Here is a 4,273-nt window from a genome sequence, read left to right as displayed (position 1 = left end):
ACAGTTTGGTTTAAACTATGCTCCAAACGATAAACTAAATATTGGATTTAGATACGATACTCCAGTAAAATTAGATTTCAAAACAAAAACAACAATTAATGATTCTACTAAAATGAAAATATCTCAAAGTATTATTACTCCTGGAATTTCTGGCGCTCTTTTAGGGATATATCCAGTATATAAAGATGGTTTAAAAACTAGAAGAGATCTACCTGGTCTAATGGCTCTTGGTGCTTCATATAAAGTGACTGATAAATGGACAACTTTTATTGGAGGAAACTATTACTTTAACGAAGCTGCTACTATGGATAGAGTTGAAGGAATGAATGTAGATTACCATAATGGTTGGGAAGTTGCAGCAGGTTCTGAGTACTGGTTAAATAATAAATATGCTTGGCTTGTTGGAATGAATTATGCTGATACTGGAGCTCCAACTTCATCATACTCATCTACAGAATATGCAATAAATTCAACTATGGTTGGAACAGGTTTAAAAATCAAACAAAACGACACAACAGAATGGACAATTGCTTACAATCACTACTTCTACGATACAACTTCTGGAATTAACTCTTCTGGACAAAATATCAGATATTCAAAAGAGATATCAAGTGTAGGAGTAAATTTTGTAAAAAGATTTTAATTAATATAAAAGGAGGAATGGATGCCAAAAAAAGCAATATTTAAGCGTGAACAAATTCACGATAAAGCATTTGAGATGTTTGAAAAATATGGTCTTGACGAGATTACAGCTAGAAATTTAGCTAAAGCATTAAATTGCTCTCCAGCACCGATATATAGTTGCTATTCCTCAATGGATGAACTAAAAACAGAACTTATAGAAAAAGCTAAACATATTTTCGTTGAATATGTTTTAAAACCTGAAACAGACATGGTATTTTTAAATAGCGGAATTGGTCTTTGTGCTTTTGCAAGAGAAGAGAAAGAACTTTTCAAATCTATATTTCTTAGAAATAATTCTTATGGAGGCCTATTAAAAAAATTCAGAGATTTAATGAGAGTTGAAATGGAAAAAGACGAAAGGTTTCAAAATTTACCAACAGAATTTAAGCATGAGCTTTTCTTAGATTGCTGGTTAATTGGACATGGTCTTGCAACTTTAATTGCTACTGATTATTTTGAAAATCCTACAAATAGCTTTATCAAAGAAAAATTAATGAACAGTGCTGCTGTTATGCTTTACAAAAAAATTGATGATTTTAATTCAAAATAAAGGAGTCGCGTTTAAGCGATTCCTTTATTTTTTAATACTTTTTTTAAAGATATTCCAAATAAAATTATAAATATACTTGTTATAAATATATATAATAAGATTATATACTTGAAAAAATCTAAATTAATATACATACATATTATTATTACAATTCCTAAACAAAAGTCATCTATTCCTATTAAATTAATTAAACATTTAACTAGAACTTCTTTTGAATTTAATGAAACATTATAAATATTTGTAACTATATTACTTAGCCCTCTAAATATTAAAAAAGTTCCTATATAAAATATTATGATATAACCTTCTAATTCTAGCTCTAAAGAAGAGATTTTTTCAACAGCAGAACTTATTTCTAATAATATAAATTTTTCCACAACTAACTTTTCTTTCACTATTAAAAATCCTGTTATACTTTCTAAAACTCCCCAAAATAAAATTTCACCCCAGTAAAACTCTTTATTTTTAATACCTTCTAAAGAATAGATAATGTTTCCAAAACCCATCATTAAAAATAATACTCCTAAAGCTCTTAATAAAATATCCTCATTTATATGATTACTTATTATAATTTTTATTGAAAATATTAAAAATATTAATCCTATTACAACATAATAAATCCATGCTTTTTTTAATAGATTTTGTATTTTCATATAATACATATTATTTTACACAAAGTACGCAATATTCTCCATTAACAACAGCAGTTCCTTCTGTTTCTTTTTCAAAACCAGGAAACTCTTTATCCCACGTTGATAAAACTTTCAAATATTTTATTTGAGCACTATTTTTATCTCCAAAACTTTCTCCTGACATTAACATTGGTATCCCTGGCGGATATGGCATTACTGCATTTGCTGATACTCTACCTTGCAATTTACTTGCAGGAACTAATTCCACATCATTAGTTACAATTTTATTATATGCTTCTCTTGGTGTCATAATTTGCTCTGGTAAATTTGAATATGCTTCATTTAAAGATTTTCCTGGGTCATTTTCTTTTAAATATTTAAATATTTCCTCTCCTAAATCTTTCATTCCCATATGTCCATATCTCTCTTCTCTTCCTTGAACAAGTTCTGGGAATATCTCCTTTAAAGGCATATTTCTATCATAATCCTTTTTAAATGATACTAATAAATCAAGTAAAGTTCCCCATTTCCCTTTGCTTATTCCCATTGAGAATAAAAACATAATTTGGAAATCTGTTGTTCTTGTAGGAACTACTCCATATTTTGAAAAATAATATGAAATTAATTCAGCTGGAACTCCTCCCTCTCCAATTTCGCCACTATCTTCCATTCCAGGAGATAAAATACTTACTTTTATAGGATCTAACATTATCCAATCTGCGGGAATATTTTCAAATCCGTGCCATGATTCTCCAGGTTTCATTGTCCAGAAATTTTGATCTTTCATTAACATTTCAATAGGAGCTTCATAAAACTCATATGACTTTCCTGTATTTGAATCTACATATATATCTCCATTCCATGGTTTAAAGAACCATTCTCCATCCTCTTTGTATTCTTTATAGTATTTAGCAACCATTTGTCTAAACTCAATTGCTTCCCTTATTACTTCATCAGTTAAATATGTTCCTGTATCTCCATCCATCATTGCTGCTCCTACTTCATTTGAAACTGCTATCGCATATAAAGGTGAAGTTGTTGCATGCATCATATATGCTTGATTAAATCTCTCTTCACTAATTATATCCTTACCCTGTCTTAAATGTACATAAGAGGACTGAGAAAGGGCATTCAATAATTTATGGGTAGATTGTGTGGCGAATACAGTCGCATCACCTTTATAAGTATCAGGAGAGCCTCTCATAGCAAAATGATCTGCATATATGGGATTAAATTTTGCATATCCATACCAAGCTTCATCAAAATGAATTCTTTTTATATATGGTTGAAATATATCTTCAACCTCTTTTGCATTATAACAAACACCATCATATGTACAATTTGTGACTACTACATATTCTGGATCTTGTTTTTTCATACTTTCAGGTACTAATGGACTATTTATTATTTTTTCTTTTACTGACTTTTGACTCATTTCTATTGGTAAAATTGGTCCTATTATTCCATATCTATTTCTAGTTGGTTTCATATAAACAGGCTTTGCTCCTGTTATCATAAGTCCTTGCTCTATTGATTTATGACAATTTCTATCAACTAGTGCTATATCTTCATCTGTTAAAACACCCTGAATAACTGTTCTATTAGAACCTGATGTTCCTACTAAAACATTATATGATCTATCTGCTCCAAATATTTTTGCTGCTCTTTTTTCACCTTCTAAAAAAGCTCCAGAATGATCAAGTAAGGATCCAATACTTGTTCTTTCAATTCCAGTATCAGTTCTAAATAGATTTTCATCATAGAAATCAAAAAATCTTCTTCCTAAAGCTGTTTTAGTAAATCCAACTCCACCTTGATGTCCAGGTGCTGCCCAAGAATACTCTGCCACTTTATTATAATTAAATACTGCTTTTGTTAATGGAGGTAGAAGTTCATCATTATATCTATTTACTGCTGTTTCAATTCTTTGACCCAAGAAAACTATATTTTCTTGTAATAACCAAATGATTTCCTCTATATTTTCATAAACTTCTCTACTAATTTTTTCAAGAGCATCTTTTTTATGTGTTAATAAAAATACAGGAACTCCTGGCTGACTTTTATTTAATTGTTTTATTGTTTCAACAATATGACATTCATTTTTATTATCTGGCCACGATATTAGAAGACAATCAATATTTTTATCAATAGTTATAATATCATTTAAATCATTATAACTTTCACTAAGTTCAATATTTAAATCTCTTCTTTTCAATTCCTCTTTAATTTGATTAATTCTATTACATATTTCTGTCCCTTCTCTGACTCCATCTTCTAGTAATAATACTTTTGATTTGTTCTTTGAAAATATTCTACTCATATGTAATCCTCCTCACTGTATAATTCCAGCAAATTTATTTTTAAAATTTTCTTAATTTCAAATTAATTACAAACTTAACAATATTTA

The 4,273-nt window shown here is 28.9% G+C and carries 4 protein-coding genes; 2 read left to right on the top strand and 2 right to left on the bottom strand.

The window, feature by feature from the left end; genetic code table 11:
- A partial coding sequence (locus Q0V09_RS08430) for an OmpP1/FadL family transporter (protein ID WP_297488464.1) occupies positions 1–643 on the top strand: 643 nt, incomplete at its 5' end.
- A 21-nt stretch (positions 644–664) separates the two neighbouring features.
- Positions 665–1,234 (top strand): TetR/AcrR family transcriptional regulator, encoded by a 570-nt coding sequence (locus Q0V09_RS08425; RefSeq protein WP_297407447.1) that lies wholly within the window; start codon positions 665–667, stop codon positions 1,232–1,234.
- Between the two features lie 11 nt (positions 1,235–1,245).
- Here Q0V09_RS08425 and Q0V09_RS08420 read toward each other — a convergent pair whose 3' ends face one another.
- Together Q0V09_RS08420 and Q0V09_RS08415 are read right to left on the bottom strand one after the other, a co-directional pair.
- A complete protein-coding gene (locus Q0V09_RS08420) occupies positions 1,246–1,896 on the bottom strand; it encodes a hypothetical protein (RefSeq protein WP_297407449.1) in 651 nt (216 codons plus the stop codon).
- Position 1,897: 1 nt separating this feature from the next.
- Positions 1,898–4,186 carry an Orn/Lys/Arg decarboxylase N-terminal domain-containing protein gene (locus tag Q0V09_RS08415; RefSeq protein WP_297488461.1) on the bottom strand — a complete coding sequence of 763 codons (2,289 nt, stop codon included), beginning with the start codon at positions 4,184–4,186 and terminating at the stop codon, positions 1,898–1,900.
- Positions 4,187–4,273 lie beyond the last annotated feature (87 nt).

It is taken from the genome of uncultured Cetobacterium sp. (genome assembly GCF_947039425.1).
Classification (GTDB): domain Bacteria; phylum Fusobacteriota; class Fusobacteriia; order Fusobacteriales; family Fusobacteriaceae; genus Cetobacterium_A.
Note: the sequence above shows the minus strand (reverse complement) of the source record. Positions and strands in the feature narration are given on the sequence as shown.

Coding starts and splice junctions, on each gene's coding strand:
- Q0V09_RS08415 (WP_297488461.1), bottom strand. CDS start 4,186: ATGAGTAGAATATTTTCAAAGAACAAATCAAAAGTATTATTACTAGAA.
- Q0V09_RS08425 (WP_297407447.1), top strand. CDS start 665: ATGCCAAAAAAAGCAATATTTAAGCGTGAACAAATTCACGATAAAGCA.
- Q0V09_RS08420 (WP_297407449.1), bottom strand. CDS start 1,896: ATGTATTATATGAAAATACAAAATCTATTAAAAAAAGCATGGATTTAT.